The organism is Kineococcus sp. NBC_00420 (assembly GCF_036021035.1).
Lineage (GTDB): Bacteria > Actinomycetota > Actinomycetes > Actinomycetales > Kineococcaceae > Kineococcus.
Genome location: NZ_CP107930.1, coordinates 480,121 through 496,226 on the forward strand (window position 1 = coordinate 480,121; position 16,106 = coordinate 496,226).

Below are 16,106 nucleotides of genomic sequence, written 5' to 3' on the forward strand. Positions count from 1 at the left end.
GCAGTGGGAGACGGTCGTCTGCTCGACGTCATGTTGGCGCTGTCCTTGGGGCCCTGATCGCGCAGATCGCGGGATGACCGTGAGGTCTCCCGTGTCCTTGCTGCTTGCTCCAGCTCTGCCCTTAGGAGCCTGTCGCTGCTTCACTGGCGATGTGATCACCACGCGATCTGGCTGTCTGGCTGTCATGGCCGCTCTCGGGCTCATGGTGAGTTCGGGCTGCTCTGGCGATGCGCCGCCACCGACTGCGGCGTCGTCGGCGCCGACTAGCTCGAGCTCGGCAGCGCCGACTCCACAGCAGAGCACCGCGGTCGAGACCACCGCGAGCATGGTCATGTGCGTTGGCGAGTCCGCTGAGCACCCGCCCGGATCGACCGTGCGTGTCGACGTTGACGACGCCGGCACCGTGACGAACACGACCTACATGGAGGTGCCGGGCCAGCTGGTCATCCCGCTGCCTTCGAGCACCGCGCAGGTTCTCGTCGATGGGGTGCCATGGTTGTCAGGACCGGCGGCTGACGACCCGCTGCACGCCTATGGGACGGGGTGCCCCACGAGTAGCCCCCCAGCCTCTTGAGCTAACTGGGGCAGTTGATCAATGGCCAGGAGAGAGCGACGATTCTCGCTCATCGACACGACCGCGACATCGCCGACCACCCGTATCGCGGGATGACCGTGCGCTGCGCACTCTTCCTGGAGCGAGGAACCTGCGTTCGGCAGGGTCACAGGTAGTGGAGAGGTTCCTCGGCGAGGTCGGCGGGGACGATGTCCAGGCCGGGGTGGTTCAGCAGGGCCGTGATCGCCACGCTCGAGGCGGCGATGGTGGCGTAGTGCGGGTCGACGTCCTTGGTCAGGCACCAGGTGCGATCTGCTGGCCACACGAACGCGGGGTCGGGTCCAGACGGCCACGCCCCGGCTGGTCCTGACAGCACCCGATTCCACTGCGCGCCGTCGCCGAGGTCGGCAACGGCGCCATCGAAGAGGAAGTAGTTCCGGTTGGGCAGCTGCAGGCGGGCGGTGGTCTTGTCGATGGGGAGCAGACCCCAGCCGTCCCAGATGGCGAAGTAGCACCGCTCGGTGGTGGTGTGCGTGGTGAGCAGCGTGAGGGCGGAGCGCATCTGGTCGTTCTCGCTGGGGGCGTCGGGGCCCGGGTCGAAGTCGACGTCCCCTTCGCTTTGGCCGGGGTGGGTGGGGTCGGGGATGAAGCGCAGGCGGGCGTAGGCGTCGTAGCCGGCGGGTCCGAGGGTGACCAGCTGGTTCCAGGGCCGGTCACTGGTCTGGAGCCAGTTAGCGGCGGAGAGGTCATGGCACGGGAGCACGCTCACCAAGGCACTGTGACGCATGAGCTGTGGGAGTAGGTGTCGGCCGGGGTGCGCGGGTCCGTGGGCCGCGCGTTCTGCGGGATGACCGTGCGTTGCTTTCGGCCCAGAACAAGCTCACTCCGTGATCGTGTGGACCTCCTCGCCTTCACCATCGGGAGCCTCGAAACCGTCGAGGTACCGGATCAGCGTCGTCTCGTCGATGGTGAAAGCTGCGTTGGCGTCAAAGCGCTGGCTCCTCTCTGCCAAGCGCTGCCTGAGGATGTCCGGGGGGACCTGGAGGTGGACCAGCCGCCAGCACCCGCCCGCCTCTTCAACGAGCTGCTTGTACCTGTCACGACTGACGCGGCTCCAGAAGCTGAAGTCCACAACGACGTCACGCCCCAGCGCGATCAGCTCTAGCAGGCGTTGACGCAGCGCGTCCTCTGCCACTTCGCTGAGTTCGCTGTAGTCGTGAGCGTCGTAGTCGATGCCGTACCTGCCGAAGCGGGCCCAGACCTCCTCGTCGATGGACAGCCGGACGAAGCCCTCGGCCTCCAGCCGCTGGGCGTACGTCGTCTTACCTGATCCGGCTACGCCGCACATCAAGACGACCTGAGGTCTGTGGTGAGGCTCCACAACGTGCTCTGTCACGACGGTGATCGTGCCAGGCGACCAGCCGACGACTGCCCTCCCACGCAGCGTGGCTCGGTTGGGTACACCCCTTCGCGAGATGACCGGTAAGCCGTTTCGTACCTCAGCTCAGCCGCAGCGCGGTGCAGAGTCGTGCCCACAGCGCGTCGCCGAGTTCTCGATCGGCTGCGGGGGATCCGCCCCGGGCCATCGCGGCGCCACCGCCCGGCGCGGGTTCTCCGGGCAGCTGCAGGCGGTGACCTGCTGCCGGGAGGGTGACGTAGGTGGTGGCCAGACCGACGGCGGCGCGGCGGGTGAGGATGTCGCGGGCGAAAACGTCGGAGGGCCAGACCTGGTCATCGCCACCGGCGCTGAGCAGGACCTCACCGCGGATGGATTCAACAGGGATGGTCGCGGCGGGGACTTGGTCGGCGAAGGTGGTCAGGCTCTGCTCGTACAGCGTCCGGAAGAGCGGCGGGCCCGCCCCTTCCGCGGTGGTCGCTGCTTGGGTCCGGGTGTCGTGCCAGGCCTGGTCGTAGGGCACGAACGGCAACGGGGTGGCGGCGCGGGTCCAGGAGGAGCGGGGCGGGAACTCACGCCCGTCCAGGCCGGGACCTACGTTGGCCCAGACCGCTGAGGAGGGGGAGAGGGCGATGACGGTGCGGATGCGGGCGTCGTGGGCGGCCAGGAGCAAGGCGGCCTCGGCGCCTTTGGAGGCGCCGAGGATGGCGAGGTGGTCGCTGTAGCCGGCCAGTTGCTCCAGGGCGGGAGTGAAGGTCTCCAGCGGGATCTCGCAGATACCCGGTGGTTGAGCGGTGTCGCTGGATTGGTCGCCGAACCAGCGAAGGGAGAGGGCCGCAGCCCCGTGGCCGGCGAGTAGACGCACCCTGTCGGTCTCGACGCGGCCGCTGGAGCCGGACAGGACCAGGACTGCGCAGCGGGGCTGAGCAGTAGGTAGGGCCAGGATCCCGGTGGGCTTGGTCAGGGCGTACTCCATGCTGTCAGCCTCTCGCGCTGCGCGGGATGACCGTGAGGTCAGGATGCGGTATCGACTACCCGCCGGAATGGCGTACAGCGAGGCTTCCGGCTGCTTGACTCAGGCAGTGATCACCACGCGGTTCATGTGCCGTCCAGCGTTGCTGGTCTGCCTACTGGTGCTGGGCCTGGCGGCTTGCTCCAGCTCCTCCTCCTCGGACGCTGAGGCGACCACCCCGGCGAGCCCGACGTCATCCGCGGCGGTGAGCCCCACACCGGAGAGCACCGCGCAGATGGTCATGTGTGTCGGCGAGTCCCCCGAGCACCCACCCGGCTCCACCGTGCGCGTGGACGTCCAGGACGAGGGGGCCGTGACTGAGACGACGTACATCATGGTCCCGATGCAGCTGGTCATCCCGTTGCCCTCCGGGGATGCGGAGGTGCTGGTCGACGGGGTGCCGTGGATGGCTGGCCCTGCGGCCGATGATCCTCTGCATGCGTACGGGAGCGGTTGTCCGACGTCGACACCGCCAGCGTCCTGATCATCTGATCATGGTCGTGAGGCGCCATCATCGGGCGTCGGCGACCGCGCGAACATCGCGGGATGACCGCCGCCACGTTTCCTTGACCCGTCACCGATGTCTTGATGCGGAACTGTTACCGATGTCCTGAGACATAAGCGGTGCTCAGGTGGAGTGCATCGAAGCGGTCGAATAGGAGTCGGACGTGTTACACCGAAGTCGTCCCACAGGCTGTGGGACGACGTTGCCCTCGCGGGTCAGGCTGCGGCCAAGGACGGCGCGTAGTACCGGTTGAAGCGTGATCAGCTGGTCCGGGAAGGTCCCATACAGGTAGGCGGAGAGGACATGCTCCCTACCCGCCGGTCGCGTCCCGAACGCCACAAGACACGTCCCTAACAATGCTGATTGAGCATGTCAGGGGTGTAGCGTGACGGCACTGCCTACCCGGAGACGATTGATGCCTCAGTCCGTCACGATCACCGAACCCCCCATCGGGGGAACGCGCGCGCAAGCCCTGCTGGGCGTGAACCCGGCCCAGCTGAACCGCCTGCGCGAGGTGGGTCTGCTGGGCGACGAAGAAACCCTGCACGCGACGCAGACCGAGGGCGGGCACTGGCGCTACGACGAGGCCCGCGTGCGTGAACTCGCCACACGCCCCTGGGTGGAACTGCCCAGCCCCTCCCCCGACCTCGCCGTCCACCTCGCTCCCCTCACCCCGGATCCCCTGCACCGCGGCGGACGCCGGCACCAGGGGTGGCACGTTTCCGCCCAAACCAGCGGGCTGAGCCCGGCGGAGCGGGAAGACGCGTGGGCAGGGTGGTGGATCTGCCGCCCCGAGCGCTACCTCGGGGCCGCCCTGGTCGGTGACGTGTGCGGCTTCGTCGTCGAGGTGGCCGCCATCCGCGGCTTCCACCTCGCCGAGGACGGGCGGGTGCGCTTCGAGCTGCGCCCGCCCACGAAACAGATGCGGGCGCGCTACGCCGGACGGCGCTTCCGCGCCGCGCAAGGGGCAGCCGTTCAACCCCTGGGCCCGACGACGACAGCACGAACCATCACCCCTTCCACGTCACGACCGGCAGGAGATTCCCGATGAGACCCGCCCCCTGGAAGGTCCGCCCCGTCGCGACCGTGTGGCTGGACTACGTCACCGGCATCGGCGTCACCGACAGCGGCGCCCGCGTCACCCCCAAGATCACCGGACGCCGCAAGCGTCCCGTCCTGGTCGACCTGCTCGACACCGCCCACAACCTCTCCGCCGAGCGGATCATGCTGACCGGGAAGATCCCCCAGCAGGGCCTGGGTGAGCAGCACTGGCTCATCACCGAAACCCCCGGCTGGAGCGCCGGCGGGCACTGGCTCTCCAGTCCCCCGACCGGGCGCTTCACCCACGACATCACCGGCCGCAAGCTGGAGGTGCGCCTGGCCTCGGAGTGGTTCACCTCCCCCGATGCCTCCCTCACCCCCGACGAAGCGCGCCAGGCCTGGGTCGCCACCTCGGAGGCGTTGAAGTCCGTGGCCCGCGACGCGGAACTGCTGAAGTCCCCGGCCGCGACGGGGACGCAACTGTGGGCACAGTCCCTACCCCGCACCCTCGACCCCGAACCCCTCGACCCCGACACCGCTGACCTGCTGCACCGCACCGCCGGGCAGCACCGCATCGAACACCTCACCACCGGCGCCGGCGCCTGCGCGTGCGGGTCCTGCCGGCCGCTGGTCGACGTGGGCGAACAACCCCGGGGCGGGTTCGCCTACGTCGACGGGCGGTTCATGTACGCCGCCCTGTGCCGCGAACTCGGCACCGGCCCCGCACGACGACTGACCGGGGAGCAGGCCGAGGAACTCCTGGAGTCCAACCCCTACGCCCGCGCCCGCTTCCACGTCCGCTTCACCGTCAGAGAAGGCTGGGACACCCTCGGCCTGCTGCCCGTCGCCCACGAGGACACCGACGAGGGCTGGCACTACCCCAACGTCCCCGGCGCCCACGGTGAGACCTGGGTCGACGGAGTGGAACTGAAGATCGCCCTCGACCAGGGCTGGGGCATCAAGTTCCTCGACGGCCTCGAGTTCACCAAGGCCCGCGTCCTGGACACCTGGGCCGACCGGCTGCGTCGCGCCCGTGAGCGCCTGGCGGGGGCTCAGGACCTGCCACCGACGGTGCGGGCCGCCGCCGTCAGCGCGATGCGCGCGATCCTCATCCAAGGGATCGGCGCGTTCGCCTCCCGCGGGCGGGAGACGACGCAGGTGGTGTGGTCGGCACGTGAGGTGCCACCCGCGGCCGCGTCCACGTTGGTGCGCTACGGAGAGGCGTTCGTGTTCCGCACCCGCGCTGCGCGCCCACAGGGTCAGGCCGCAGCGCTGTACCGCCCGGAACTAGCCGCCCAGGTGTGGTCGCGGGGTCGGGCCCGGGTGCTGGAGTGCCCCACGGCCCTGTCCAAGCGCCTGCCCGGGGTGGGCCTGGCCAGCTTGGGAGGTGCGTTGGAGGTCGACCCGGCGACGTTGCTGGCGGTCAACGGTGACGCGATCTACACCACCGAGGTCCCGGGATGGTCGCTACCGGTCTCCGTCGGTGGTGGTGATGACGGTGACGTCGGGCGGATGCGCCTGCAGGGGTGGCTGCCTGCGGTGAAGCTGCCGACGACCGCTGCGGAGCGCAACCGGTTGCGCCAGCGCGCGGAGGCAGCCGGGACGAGCTCAACCGCCCCGCCGCAGTCCTCCGAGATCCTGGCGAACACGGCCGTGGCCCCGGTCGCCGCGATGCCGGCGGAGGTGGCCGGTGCCTGACCCGTCGACGCCCAGCGCGGCCGACCTCATCGCGAACCTGCGCGCCTACGGCCTCAGCGTCAGTGAGATCGCCCGCGAGCTCGGCCGCTCCCCCCGCATGATCCGCAAGGTGGTCCAGGGCGAGAGCAGTGGACAGCTGTACGTCCCCGCCCTGAACGAGCTGGTCCAGACCGGGCGTACTCAGGCGCCACCGGCGCGCCGGCGCGGGCGCGACGGTGAGCTCGTGCGGGTGCGCGCGCCGCGCGGAGCGGCCGAACCGACGCGCCGCCCGCAGGAGGACACCGGAGCCGCGCAGGCCGGGGGTGCGGGGCAGACGCCGGCGACTCCCACCAGCAGGCGTGGGCGCTCCTCAGCCCAGGCCGAACCTGCGAGGCAACCTGGGACCTTCAGCGACAGCACGACCTACCTACCCGGCGGGGTACGTCAGCACACGGTGACGGCACCACGCAGTGAAGGCAGCGGGCGGGAGCGGGCTCGCCAAGGCCTGCTGGCGGCGTTGCGCCGCGCCGCGCGCAGCCAGCGCGGGGGCCGCAAGAACGTCCGCTTCCGCGTGACCCTCCAGAACGGGACGACCGTCGAGGTCGGCGCCAAGGGCGGCTACGCCGTCTCCAAGGCCCTGGCGCGTTCGCGCAGCGAGGGCGACGACCCGTTCGCCTGGCTCGCCGGGGAGGTCGCCGACCGGCAGTACCTGCAGAAGACCTTGGCCCGGGAGAACCTGAACATCGTCGGGGTGGAGGCAACGATCTACTGATCGCCGCAGATGGAGTCCCGTGAAGTGGTGTAACTCCTGCGCGTGAAGCGCTGCGGTTTCGGACTATGCCGTGAGGGCGGCGGTCCTGTCGAGCGGGGTGACCGTGTCGGGGTTCACGGTGACCGCGGCGGTGGGCAGGACGGTGGGTTCGGGCGGAGTCAGCAAGGCCATGGAGGCCTCGGAGAGGTAGCGACGTTCCCCGGACTGCCACTCATCGTGGGCCTCGATCAGCACGCACCCGGCCAGACGCAGCAGGGCCTTGGCGTTGGGAAAGATCCCCACCACGTCAGTGCGGCGCTTGACCTCCCGATTCAGGCGTTCGATCGGGTTCGTCGACCAGATCTTCTTCCAGTGCGCCTCGGGGAACACCGCGAACGCCGTCACGTCCGGACCGGCCTCATCCAGCATCTCCGCGACCGCAGGGAACTGCGCGCGCAGGGTGTCGGCGACGACGCGGACCTGCTCACCGACAGCCTCCGCGGTGGGCTGGACGAAGATGGTGCGGACCATCGCCGCGACCGCGTCTGACTGCCCCTTCGTGACCCGACTCAAGACGTTGCGCATGAAGTGGACCCGGCATCGCTGCCAGGACGCGCCGGTCATGCTCTGCTCGATCGCCGAGACCAGACCGCGGTGCTGGTCGGAGATCACCAGCTGCACCCCGTGCAGACCCCGCTCGCGCAGTGAGGTCAGGAACTCCTTCCAGAACGCCAACGTCTCGGCGTCTCCGACGTTGCAGCCCAATACTTCCCGGTGTCCATCCGCGGTGACGCCGGTGGCGATGACGACTGCTTGAGAGACGACACGTGCGCCCTTGCCGTGCTGGTCACCGCCGACGCGGGCCTTGCAGTACGTCGCATCGAGGAACACGTATGGGGTCGCCTGCGCGTCCAACGGGCGGCTGGTGAAGGTGGCGACCTCGGTGTCGAGGTCGGCGCAGATGCGGGACACCTCGGACTTGGAGATGCCCGATTCAGCGCCCAGGGCCTCGACGAGGTCGTCGACCTTGCGGGTGGATACGCCGTGGACGTAGGCCTCCATGACGACGGCGTGCAGGGCCCGGTCGATGCGCCGGCGAGGGTGCAGCAGGGTCGGGAAGAACGACCCCGTCCTGGTCTTGGGGATCTTCAGTGCGAGGTCACCTGCGGTGGTGGCGACGAGGCGGTCGCGGGTGTCGTTGCGCTGGGTCGTGCGCCCGGCTGAGCGTTCGTGGTGGCCGGCGCCGATGTGGTGCTCGGCTTCGGCATCGATGAGGGCTTGCAGGGCGCCTTGCAGGATTCGGCGCATGAAGGTGCCGTCGTCGGCAGTGGTGAGTGCTTCGGTGAGGGTGGACAGGGCAGACTGGTCCATGAGGGCCATCGCGTTGATCTCCTTCTACGAGTTCCTTGGCGGGTACTCGCAGAGCTTCACGCGGTGGCCCTCACCTGCTTGGTGGGACACGCTGGGGCGGGTCCTGAGGCGGGACGGAGTTACACCACTCGAGGGGACTCACCCATCGCCGCACCGAATTCGGGTCACTGAGCTCTTCTCTGTAGCGGCTGGACGGTAACTGTGCGTCATGTGGTGCGGTCGTGCTCGAGGTGCAGCACGACCAGGACCGCGGCGGTGATGGCGCCGATCCGCCAGGGGCAGAGGGTGACCTTCTGCAAGACGCGGTAGTTCTTCAGCCTGGCGTTGCCTTGCTCAGCACGGGCTCGTACGTGCGCATGGACACGGTTGAAACTACGTTCGGAGACGGTCAGGTCCCCGTCCTTGGGCTGCTTGTTCGGGCAGATGAGCCGGTCGCGTTCGCCTTCGTAGCCCAGGTCGGCGAGGACCTTGTGGTCGGCGGCGGTGAACTCATCCAGCGCGTCGAGGAGATCGGGATGAGTGCGGGCGCAGGTGGTGTCGTGCTCGCGGCCCGGTCGTAGCGGCGAGACCCAGATTGGCCAGCCGTCGGGAGCGGTGAGTACCTGGACGTTGCCGCCGTGGCGGCGGTGCTTACCTGACCACCAGAGGTCTACTCGCTGCCCTTCGCGCCTGCCTCTTCGCATCGTAGGTCCATGCACGCCAACGCGGTTGGTCGCCAGCAGCGTGCCGTCAAGGCTTACATAAGTGTGGCCGGCGGCGTGCGCGGCCAGCAGTGCCGAGCGCAGCCCGGGCGCCTGGGCAGCCAGGACGTCGAAGGCCTCGTGCACGTAGCGGTAGGCGGTAGAGGTTCCCATGGCGTTGTCGCGGGCCAGTTGCGACACCCGTACGGCATCGAGTAGGAACCGGCAGATCAGCACCGCCTGAGCGAAGCAGCCCAGCACCCGCCGCCCAGCGCGCGTCCCCACCTTGAATCGGTGACGCAGCAGGAGGGTGGCGATGTGCTGGACGGTGGCCCGGGAGGTGGGCAGTACAGCGGTGTAGGTGACAGGATGAGACACGGTGGAGCTCCGGTGGTGGATGTTGCTGTAGGAAGCCCTCCGTTTACCGGAGTTTCACCTCCACCCGCCACCTCAGCCCTTGCGGCACCACCACCGGCGTCACCGCCCGTGACCGTCAGGCCGCTACTGAGAATGGCTCACTGAGCCCTTGTCAGTAGCACCGGGCCGGTGGCGGAGGGTGACGGCGACGGGTTTGATGGTCGGCAGTAAGGACGGAACCCCGGAGGATGGTCATTCCTCTCACAGTCCGACCGTCCCTACCGGAGTCCCGCCGTGCTCGATCCTGTCACCTACCGCGCCGTGCTGCCCGTCTCCCGCGCCACGGTCACCTACGTCGCCGAGTTGCTGCACCGGGACCAGCAGATGCGTGGAACCCGCCGCGGCCGCCGGCGACTGAGGCCCTTCGACCAGGCGGTGCTGTTCTGCCGCTGGCTGGTCGATGCGATCCGGATGCGCCAGCTCGCCGTCGACAACGTGATCGGGCTCAAGACCGCCTACCGCTACATCCACGAAACCCTCGACGTCCTGGCCGGGCAGGTGCCTTCGCTGGTCGGGGCGTTGCTGGCCGCCCGGACCGCCGGCCACAGCCACGTCATGATCGACGGAACCCTCATCGCAACCGACCGAGTCTCGGTGAAAGGACCAACTGCAGGAGTAAACCTCTGGTGGTCGGGCAAGCACCATCACCACGGCGGTAACATCCAAGTCGTCACCGCACCCGACGGCTGGCCGATCTGGGTTTCTCCCGTCCGCCCCGGACGCGAGCACGACACGACCTGCGCCCGAGCCCACCCGGGCCTCCTGGACTCCCTCACCGCATGGCGCGACGAGGAGCACGCCGTTCTGGCCGACCTGGGTTACGAAGGTGAACGCGGCCGCCTCACCTGCCCGACCAAGCACGTCAAGGGCCAGAACTTGACCGAAGACCAGGCCTGTTCCAACGCACTGCACTCCACCACTCGCGCCGTCGCCGAACGCGGCAACTCCCTGCTGAAGAACACTTTCAAGGCCCTCAAGCACGTCACCCTCTGCCCCTGGCGCATCGGGGCGATCGTCGCTGCTGCCCTCATCGTCCTCCACCGCGAACACGACCGCACGACGTGACGCACCGTCATGATCAAGTCGCTACTGACAAGGGCTCACTGGCCGCCGGGTCCGGTTCCGGTCTTCAGTCCAGTCCTGAACGACCTGATCACAGTCGTCGGCGGTGGTGAACCACCCGTGTTTGAGGACCTGGCGGGTCACAATCCCGAACACCGACTCGATCGGATTCACCCACGAGGCGTGCTTTGGGGTGAAGGAGACCTCGATGTCGGGATGCTCGGCCAGCCAGGCCGTGGTGGCCCGACTGGTGTGCGCCGGCCCGTTGTCCATGATCACTACGAAGTCGTTGCCGTGGACGCCCTTGAGGTGCTCGAGGATTTCGATGAGCGCCGCCGAGTTCATCCGCGACCGGGACCGGATCATCGAGACGGCTCCGGTGGCGCAGTCCTGAACGCCGTACCAGGACACGGTGCCCTTGCGGACGTACTCGAACTCCCGTCGCACGGTGCCGTCACCGGCGCGGGTATCGGCGCGGACAGGGGTCCGGACCGGGTGAGCGGTCTTCTCGTCCAAGCTCAGGACCGGTCTCCCACCGATCCGTGCGTTGCTGACAGCGTGTTGCACGGCAATCACTTTGGCGTCGAAGTCGGGGGCGGGGCGGCGGTGGATCCAGCCGTGGACGCGGTGCACCTTCAAGCCCAGCCCGTTCAACGTGGTGGTGACCCAGGAGCAGGTCACGCCCCAGTTCAGGTTCCACATCGCCTCGCGTAGGGCGTGGTGGGTCCACAACGGGTATGGGCCTGGTCGTTGGGTGGTGGCCACGGTTACCAGGTCGCGGACAGCTGCGTCGGGGTAGAGGACCGGGCGGCCGCAGCGGGGTGCGTCCAGCAGTCCCTGCAGGCCGTCGGCGCTGACTCGCTGCGCCCACTTGCGGACGGTGTTGCGGGTGGTGTCGTGGGCGGTGGCGACTGAGCGCAAGGACTTCTTGGTAGCGGCCAGGACGATACGGGCTCGGAAGGCCAGTCGTTGCGCCACGCCGGGATGGGCAGCGACGTAGTGCAGTTGCTGCTCGATAGTCTCGGCCGTGCGCGGCATCGTCGGAAGTGCTGTACCCACGGCCACCGACGGTGCCGTATCCTTGATCACGCGGCTGGTAGCGAGATGTGCAGGTCATGTGATCAAGGACTCTTCGAGCTGACCACTAGTGTCCCGCACTTGAGTTTCGCTCGATAAGTCGTAGGTTCGTCTCATGGCCCGGACTGGACGTCCCAAACCCGAGCTGGTGCTGAGTGATGAGGAGCGGGATCAGTTGCAGCGCTGGGCGCGTCGCCACACTTCGTCCTAGGCGTTGGCGTTGCGTTCTCGGATCGTGCTGGAGTGCGAGCACTGCGCCAACAATCAGGAGGTCGCAGCCCGGCTGGGCTGCTCTCAAGCCACGGTCGGGAAATGGCGCAGCCGTTTCGTCACCGACCGGCTTGACGGGCTCAGCGACGAGCCGCGCCCAGGACGTCCCGCCTCGATCACCGCCGAGCAGGTGGAGGCGGTGGTGATCGACACCTTGGAGTCGACGCCCGCCAACGCTACGCACTGGAGCCGGTCGAAGATGGCCCAGCGCAGCGGGTTGAGTCCCACCACGATCGGTCGGATCTGGAAGGCGTTCGGTCTCAAACCGCACCGTAGTGACGGGATCAAGCTGTCCAACGATCCCCTGTTCGTGGAGAAGGTCCATGACGTCGTGGGGCTCTACCTGAACCCACCGGAGTCGGCGGTGGTGCTGTGTGTGGACGAGAAGTCCCAGGTCCAGGCCCTTGCCCGTTCTCAGCCGGCGTTCCCGATGATGCCGGGCATGCCGGAGAAGCGGACGCATCATTATATCCGCCACAACACCACGACCTTGTTCGCCGCGCTGAACATCGCCGACGGCGCGGTGATCTCAGCGACCCACCGTCGGCACCGGTCGGTGGAGTTCAAGAAGTTCCTGACCAAGATTGACCAGGAGGTTCCCGATGACCTCGAGGTGCACGTCGTCTGCGACAACTACGGAACCCACAAGCACCCCACGATCAAGGCGTGGCTGAGGAGGTATCCGCGCTTCGTTCTGCACTTCACCCCGACTTACTCTTCCTGGTTGAATCAGGTTGAGCGTCTCTTCGCTTACGTCACTGATGATCTGCTGCGCCGCAGTGACCACCGCAGCGTTCAGGCCCTTGAAGCCGACCTGCGGGCTTGGGCAGCAGCCTGGAACGAGAACCCGAAGCCGTTCATCTGGACCAAGTCTGCGGACGAGATCCTTGCCTCACTTGGACGACTTTTGCAGCGGATTACGGGTGGAGGACACTAGACTGCGACGGTGAACGCGCCCTTCTTCCTCGACTGCGACACCGGCATCGACGACGCCATGGCCATCGGCTGGCTGGCGGCGACCCCGGGGGTCGACCTAGTCGGTGTCTCCACCGTCAGCGGCAACCTCGACGCCGCCGGCGGCGCCCGCAACACCCTGGACCTGCTGGCCATGATGGGCCGGCCCGACGTCCCCGTCAGCGTCGGCGCCCACGACTTCCTCGACCACGCCTACTCCGGCGGTGCGCCCGAGGTCCACGGGGTGAATGGGATCGGTGAGGTGACGCTGCCGCGCGCCGCGGCCGAGCCCACCGGCACGAGGGGCGCGCAGGCCATCGTCGACGCCGCCCGTGCGCACCCCGGTGAACTCAACCTGCTGGCCATCGGGCCCTTCACCAACGTCGCCCTCGCCCTGGAACTCGAACCCCGACTGCCCGAACTCGTCGGGAGGTTTACCGTCATGGGTGGGGCCGCGATGGCACCGGGGAACGTGTCGGCGCTGGCGGAGGCGAACGTCGCCAACGACCCGCTCGCCGCCCACACCGTGTTCACCGCGGGTTTCGACCTGACGATGATCGGCCTCGACGTCACGATGAAGCACGTCTTCGAGGAATCGCACCGCCAGGAACTCCTCGCCGTGGGAACCCCCGTCACCACGGCCATCGCGCAGATGCTCGAGTACTACTACGCGTTCTACGCCCAGCGCTACGGCCGGCCCTGCGCCGTCCTGCACGACCCGCTGGCCGCGGCCGTCGCGACCGGCGAGGTAGGGCTCGCGGTGGCCCCAACCGTTCCCGTCGTCGTCGACCACACCGACGGGCCGGGCCGCGGGCAGACGATCGCCGACCTGCGCGACGTCTACCAGGGTTTCCCGACGGCCTACCCGGGCGGCACCCGGGTCGCCCTGGAGATCCCCGGGAACTTCGCCGCAACTCTGCTCGAGCGGTTGTCCCGGCTCTGAAAACGGTTGGCGGAGTGCGGGTCCCGCTACCTAGCCTGAACCGGTGATCAGACACCCGCACGCCGGCGAGGAGGCCCGCCGCCTCGCCGAGGCTGGCACCGTGCTGCTGACCCAGGTGGGCAGCGGGGTGCACGGCACCGCCCTCGCCGGTCAGGACGACCGCGACGAACTCGGCCTGTGCCTGGAGCCCGTGGAGTTCGTGACCGGCCTCGCCCGGGTGCGCACCCCGGGCGGTCGCGAGATCCCCTTCGAGCAGTACGAACTGCACACCGCCTGGGCCCGCCCGCGCGGGCTGGCCGAGAAGTCCGGCCCGGGGGACCTCGACGTCGTCGTGTACAGCGCCCGGAAGTGGGCGCGACTGGCCCTGGCCGGGAACCCCACGGTGCTGCTGCCGTTGTGGGTTCCCGACACCGAGGTCGTCGCGGTGACCGACGCCGGCCGGGAACTGCGCGAGAACGCCCACCGCTTCGCCTCGCGCACGACCGGACGACGGTTCCTGGGCTACCTGCGGTCGCAGCGCGCCGCGTTCCTCGGTGAACGTGGTCGTCGGGCCGCGGTGCGGGCGCGACGCTCCGGTCCCGGCTACGCCCCGAAACCGGCCACCCACGCGCTGCGCCTCGGGCTGCAGGGCCTGGAGCTGCTGCGCACCGGCCGGGTCACGTTGCCCGTGCCGGGCCCGGAGCTGGACGCGCTGCGCTCGGTGCGCCGGGGCGAGTGGGCCCTGCGTGACGTCGAGGCGTGGGTTGCGGACCTGGAGGCCGACCTGCTCGCCGCGGTCGGGGCGAGCGACCTCCCGGAGTCCGGCGACCGGGCCTGGGTGGACGGCTGGCTGATGCGGTCCCACCAGGAGTTCTGGGCCCGCTGAACCTTCCCCGCGGCTGCCTCGTTGTGCCCGCCGTGGGGAAGAGTGTGCGCGACGGTGCGATCGCGCTGGCGGTGTCGGTGCTGGTCTGCGCCGCGTTGGCCTTCTACGCCGGGGTGGCGCTGTCGCAGGGGGCCGCGGCGATCGCCGGCATCGGGCTGGTCGCGTGCGCCGCGGTCGCCGTGGGGTCGCGCCGTGACCGCTGGTCGGGCCCGGCGGACCGGGTGACGCTGGCCCGGACGGTGCTCGTGGGTGGGTGCGCGACGGTCGCCGTCCTCGCCCTCACCGGGGTCGTCGGGCCGCGGCCGTGGTGGCTGGTTGGGCTCGCCGTCCCGGCGTTGGTGCTCGACGGCGTCGACGGCTACGTCGCGCGCCGCACCGGTACCGCGACGCCCGCCGGCGCCCGGTTGGACATGGAGGTCGACGCCGCCCTGCTGCTGGTGCTCTCGCTGACCGTGGCGATCACCCAGGGGTTCTGGGTGATCGCCATCGGCGCGATGCGCTACCTGTGGGTCGGCGCGGCCCGCGTCCTGCCGCGACTGCGGGGCGAGTTGCCGTTCCGCTACTCCCGCAAGGTGTTCGCCGTCGCCCAGGCCGTCGCGTTGATCCTCGCCCTGGTCCCGGTCGTGCCGGTTCCGGCGGCACGGGCCGGGTTGGTCCTGGCCCTGGCCTGCCTGGTGTTCTCCTTCGGGCGGGACACCCTGACCCTGCTAGCCCACCGCAGCGGCGAGGCGGTCGATCGTCGTCGTCCAGCCCGCCCGGATGCCCAGGCCGAACCAGTGCTCGACCTGACCCGGCTCGAGGTTCTCCGAGAGGCTGAGTCGGGCCGTCATGCGCGTTCCGTCGTCGGTGGCGACGAAGTCCAGTGACACCAGGGGAGTGGCGTCGACGTCGTCGGGGTCGAGTTCCGGCCAGCCCCCCACCGCCCCCCAGCTGAACACCAGACGGTGCGGGGCGTCGATCTGCAGGTAGCGTCCACCGGTCGCGTAGCGGCGACCTCCCGGCCCTTCCTGGAGCAGGACCCTCCAGTACCCCCCGACGCGCAGGTCCACGCTCGGTTCCGACTGCGCTGCAGGCAGTCCCGAGAACCACTCCAGCTCTCCGGGTTCGGTCCACGCCGCGAACACCCGTTCCGGGGCGACGGGGTAGTCGCGGACCAGGGTGATGCTGCGTCCTGTGGTCTCGATGCTCGGTCCCGTGCTCATGGTGTCTCCTTCGACAGGTGCTCGGCGAGTCGGTCGAACCGGTCGGTGAAGAACCGGCGGTAGTCGTCCATCCAGTCGTCGACGGCCCGCAGGGGTTCGGTGGCGAGCCGGCAGGGCCGCCACTGCGCCCGCCGGCCCTTGACCACGAGTCCGGCGCTCTCCAGGACCGTGAGGTGCCGGGAGATCGCGGGCAACGTCATCGCGTGCGGCGCGGCGAGTTCGTTCACGGTCGCCTCACCCCGGACAAGCTGGGCGAGCAGGGCTCGACGGGTGGGGTCGGCGAGGGCGGCGAAGGTGACGCTCAACTGGTCATCCACGTGGGTCTCCGGT

Annotated in this window: 15 protein-coding genes and 2 pseudogenes; 8 read left to right on the top strand and 9 right to left on the bottom strand. The window is 69.1% G+C overall.

Annotated elements, in window-relative coordinates; genetic code table 11:
• Window positions 1–719 precede the first annotated feature (719 nt).
• From OG218_RS02335 to OG218_RS02350, 4 genes are all read right to left on the bottom strand, one after another.
• Window positions 720–1,322 (bottom strand): hypothetical protein, encoded by a 603-nt coding sequence (locus tag OG218_RS02335; RefSeq protein WP_328291593.1) that lies wholly within the window; start codon window positions 1,320–1,322, stop codon window positions 720–722.
• Between the two features lie 111 nt (window positions 1,323–1,433).
• A complete protein-coding gene (locus OG218_RS02340) occupies window positions 1,434–1,949 on the bottom strand; it encodes an AAA family ATPase (RefSeq protein ID WP_328291594.1) in 516 nt (171 codons plus the stop codon).
• Window positions 1,950–2,052: 103 nt separating this feature from the next.
• A complete protein-coding gene (locus tag OG218_RS02345; protein ID WP_328291595.1) occupies window positions 2,053–2,925 on the bottom strand; it encodes an acyl-CoA thioester hydrolase/BAAT C-terminal domain-containing protein in 873 nt (290 codons plus the stop codon).
• A 99-nt stretch (window positions 2,926–3,024) separates the two neighbouring features.
• Entirely contained in the window at window positions 3,025–3,189 is a 165-nt protein-coding gene (locus OG218_RS02350) for a hypothetical protein (protein WP_328291596.1), read from the bottom strand.
• Window positions 3,190–3,881: 692 nt separating this feature from the next.
• On the opposite strand from OG218_RS02350, the gene OG218_RS02355 reads away from it, so the two are divergent.
• From OG218_RS02355 to OG218_RS02365, 3 genes are read left to right on the top strand one after another with little or no spacing between them, the layout of a single operon-like run.
• Window positions 3,882–4,517 carry a hypothetical protein gene (locus tag OG218_RS02355; protein WP_328291597.1) on the top strand — a complete coding sequence of 212 codons (636 nt, stop codon included), beginning with the start codon at window positions 3,882–3,884 and terminating at the stop codon, window positions 4,515–4,517.
• Window positions 4,514–6,205 carry a hypothetical protein gene (locus OG218_RS02360; protein ID WP_328291598.1) on the top strand — a complete coding sequence of 564 codons (1,692 nt, stop codon included), beginning with the start codon at window positions 4,514–4,516 and terminating at the stop codon, window positions 6,203–6,205. The genes OG218_RS02355 and OG218_RS02360 overlap by 4 nt, the downstream gene beginning before the upstream one ends.
• Complete coding sequence (locus tag OG218_RS02365) at window positions 6,198–6,956, top strand: hypothetical protein (RefSeq protein ID WP_328291599.1); 759 nt, start codon at window positions 6,198–6,200, stop codon at window positions 6,954–6,956. Before OG218_RS02360 ends, OG218_RS02365 begins: the two co-directional genes overlap by 8 nt.
• A 63-nt stretch (window positions 6,957–7,019) precedes the next feature.
• Here the strand turns inward: OG218_RS02365 and OG218_RS02370 are convergent, their stop codons facing one another.
• Window positions 7,020–8,315, bottom strand: coding sequence for an IS256 family transposase (locus OG218_RS02370; protein ID WP_328291600.1), 1,296 nt, complete (start codon window positions 8,313–8,315; stop codon window positions 7,020–7,022).
• A 197-nt stretch (window positions 8,316–8,512) separates the two neighbouring features.
• Window positions 8,513–9,364 (bottom strand): HARBI1 family protein, encoded by an 852-nt coding sequence (locus OG218_RS02375; RefSeq protein WP_328291601.1) that lies wholly within the window; start codon window positions 9,362–9,364, stop codon window positions 8,513–8,515.
• 300 nt (window positions 9,365–9,664) lie between these two features.
• Between OG218_RS02375 and OG218_RS02380 the strand changes: the two genes are divergently transcribed.
• Window positions 9,665–10,468 (top strand): HARBI1 family protein, encoded by an 804-nt coding sequence (locus OG218_RS02380; RefSeq protein ID WP_328296206.1) that lies wholly within the window; start codon window positions 9,665–9,667, stop codon window positions 10,466–10,468.
• A 21-nt stretch (window positions 10,469–10,489) separates the two neighbouring features.
• Here the strand turns inward: OG218_RS02380 and OG218_RS02385 are convergent, their stop codons facing one another.
• A complete protein-coding gene (locus OG218_RS02385) occupies window positions 10,490–11,554 on the bottom strand; it encodes an IS630 family transposase (RefSeq protein ID WP_328291602.1) in 1,065 nt (354 codons plus the stop codon).
• A 103-nt stretch (window positions 11,555–11,657) separates the two neighbouring features.
• On the opposite strand from OG218_RS02385, the pseudogene OG218_RS02390 reads away from it, so the two are divergent.
• From OG218_RS02390 to OG218_RS26525, 4 genes and pseudogenes are all read left to right on the top strand, one after another.
• Window positions 11,658–12,749, top strand: a pseudogene (locus OG218_RS02390) (IS630 family transposase).
• A 9-nt stretch (window positions 12,750–12,758) separates the two neighbouring features.
• On the top strand, window positions 12,759–13,709 hold the full coding sequence (locus OG218_RS02395) for a nucleoside hydrolase (RefSeq protein WP_328291603.1): 951 nt from the start codon (window positions 12,759–12,761) through the stop codon (window positions 13,707–13,709).
• Between the two features lie 43 nt (window positions 13,710–13,752).
• Complete coding sequence (locus OG218_RS02400) at window positions 13,753–14,574, top strand: DNA polymerase beta superfamily protein (protein WP_328291604.1); 822 nt, start codon at window positions 13,753–13,755, stop codon at window positions 14,572–14,574.
• A 44-nt stretch (window positions 14,575–14,618) separates the two neighbouring features.
• On the top strand, window positions 14,619–15,440 hold the full coding sequence (locus OG218_RS26525) for a CDP-alcohol phosphatidyltransferase family protein (protein ID WP_442906352.1): 822 nt from the start codon (window positions 14,619–14,621) through the stop codon (window positions 15,438–15,440).
• On the opposite strand, the pseudogene OG218_RS02410 reads toward OG218_RS26525, so the two are convergent.
• A pseudogene (locus OG218_RS02410) lies at window positions 15,348–15,776 on the bottom strand (SRPBCC family protein); the annotation flags it as partial. The gene OG218_RS26525 and the pseudogene OG218_RS02410 overlap by 93 nt on opposite strands.
• Window positions 15,773–16,081 carry an ArsR/SmtB family transcription factor gene (locus OG218_RS02415; RefSeq protein ID WP_328291606.1) on the bottom strand — a complete coding sequence of 103 codons (309 nt, stop codon included), beginning with the start codon at window positions 16,079–16,081 and terminating at the stop codon, window positions 15,773–15,775. The pseudogene OG218_RS02410 and the gene OG218_RS02415, both read right to left, overlap by 4 nt.
• Between the last annotated feature and the right edge of the window lie 25 nt (window positions 16,082–16,106).

Bases quoted from the DNA above. Each gene is read 5' to 3' on its own strand.
- OG218_RS02345 (WP_328291595.1), bottom strand. From the start codon at position 2,925: ATGGAGTACGCCCTGACCAAGCCCACCGGGATCCTGGCCCTACCTACT.
- OG218_RS02355 (WP_328291597.1), top strand. From the start codon at position 3,882: ATGCCTCAGTCCGTCACGATCACCGAACCCCCCATCGGGGGAACGCGC.
- OG218_RS02360 (WP_328291598.1), top strand. From the start codon at position 4,514: ATGAGACCCGCCCCCTGGAAGGTCCGCCCCGTCGCGACCGTGTGGCTG.
- OG218_RS02370 (WP_328291600.1), bottom strand. From the start codon at position 8,315: ATGGCCCTCATGGACCAGTCTGCCCTGTCCACCCTCACCGAAGCACTC.